This is a genomic window from Specibacter sp. RAF43 (assembly GCF_052114065.1).
In the GTDB taxonomy this organism is placed as follows: domain Bacteria; phylum Actinomycetota; class Actinomycetes; order Actinomycetales; family Micrococcaceae; genus Specibacter.
In genome coordinates, this window is sequence record NZ_JBFREA010000057.1 from 1 (window position 1) to 1,751 (window position 1,751).

2 protein-coding genes are annotated in these 1,751 nt (G+C 66.0%); one reads left to right on the forward strand and one right to left on the reverse strand.

The genetic code is table 11. The features are described 5' to 3' along the window. A partial coding sequence (locus tag AB4Y80_RS16840; protein WP_442215486.1) for a hypothetical protein occupies nucleotides 1–202 on the reverse strand: 202 nt, incomplete at its 3' end. On the opposite strand from AB4Y80_RS16840, the gene AB4Y80_RS16845 reads away from it, so the two are divergent. After that, the gene (locus AB4Y80_RS16845; RefSeq protein ID WP_442215487.1) at nucleotides 182–1,576 is read left to right on the forward strand and encodes a transposase; all 1,395 of its coding nucleotides are present in this window, start codon (nucleotides 182–184) and stop codon (nucleotides 1,574–1,576) included. The genes AB4Y80_RS16840 and AB4Y80_RS16845 overlap by 21 nt on opposite strands. The last annotated feature ends 175 nt before the right edge of the window (nucleotides 1,577–1,751 follow it).

Consider the following 1,751-nt stretch of genomic DNA (forward strand, 5'->3'; position numbering starts at 1 on the left):
GAGCCTGTTGCTTTTTGGGTGTGGCGGTGCCGGTTTTGTTGTGGGTGGTGTTTAAGAATGGAGCATGGCCCGAGATTATCGCCGTGTTGATCGTGAGACGCCGTTCCTTTTGCCCCCGGATATCCGGGATTGGTTGCCGGCTGATCACCTGGCCCGGTTCTTGTTGGATGTTGTGGAGCGGTTGGATACGACGGTTCTGCATGGCCGGTCCCGCCGCGGCGGGACCGGCCGGCAGGGCTATGACCCGGACATGTTGTTGGTGTTGTGGTTGTATGCGACGGCCCGCGGTATTTCGTCCTCGCGGCAGATCGAGCGGGCGTGCGTGGAGGATGTCGCGTTTCGTATGTTGTGTGCCCAGGATGTGCCGGACCACACGGTACTGGCACGGTTTCGCCAGCACCACCGGGCGGGCATGACGGAGTTGTTCGCGCAGGTTTTTGCTTTGTGTCTGACGGTGGGGATGGGCCGGTTCGGGCAGGTTTCCATTGACGGGACGAAGATCAGCGCGAATGCCTCCAGGGCGCGGACGAAGTCGCTGGCGACTTTGCGGAAATTGGCCGCGGCCGAGCTGCAAAAGGCCGAGGACACGGACCGGGCCGAAGACGAGGCTGGCGAGGACGGCGACGGGCAGGTCCCGCCCGATCTCACCGGCACGGACCGCGCCGCCCGGCTTCGGGCCGCGATTGCCAGCGTGGAGGAACAAATCCAGGCCGAGATCGGGGTGCCGCTGGAAGCGGTGAAAAAGCGGATCGAGGACGCGACCGAGCGGGTCAAGCGGGAGGAAGAAGCACAGGCGAAACGCGTTGTGGCCTACCAGGGCGGGAAAGCGGCCGGACACACCCCGAGGGGGCATCCGCCGATCCCGGACGGCGGCAGGGCCCTTGAACAGGCACGAAAGTCCCTCGACACGCTCACGCGCCGGGCCGCACGGTATGAGCACAAGCGCGAGGAATCGATCAAGGGCAGACAGGTCAAGGACCTGAAGCTCGCACGGCGCAACACGACCGACCCCGACTCGCGGGTGATGAAGACCCGCAACGGGTTCATCCAGGGCTACAACGCCCAGCTGGCAGTCACCGATGACCACCTGGTCATGGCCGCCGAGGCCACCGATGACCCGACCGACGCGAGGTGGTTCGTGCCCATGATGCGCCGGGCCGAAACAGCGCTGGAAGACATGCGCGCCAGGACCGGGCGCGATGACCTGATGCTCGGAACACTCACCGCCGACAACGGCTACCTCACCACCGAGGCCGTGAACGCCCAGGGCCCGCACCGGTTGATCGCCCCAGGCCGGGGCGGACTCGATGACAACGGCTGGGCCGGCACCCACAGCGGGGCCAAGACTGCCGCCCAGACGATGGCCCAGCGACTCAAGGACCCGAAGAACAGGGCGCTCTACAACCGGCGCAGCGCGACCGTGGAAACACTCAACGCCCACCTCAAGGACGGGCGCGGCCTGCGCCGTTTCGCCTGCCGCGGCAAACTCGCCGCCCAGGCCGAACTACTCATGGCCGCCATGGTCACCAACCTCATCCGCCTCCACAACAAGGCCATCCCTCTCCCGGCGACCTGACCGGCGACCGGCAGGAGAAGGGCCCCAAACCCCAAAAAGGGGCCACCCCACAACCACAAGCCGTGGTGCGGCCCCAACTCACGATCCAGCACCGATTCCAACGCGAGGCCAGCGATCCCGCCCCCAGCAGCAGCACCAATCCCGCGCCCACCCAAAATCAAAACGCAACAGGCTC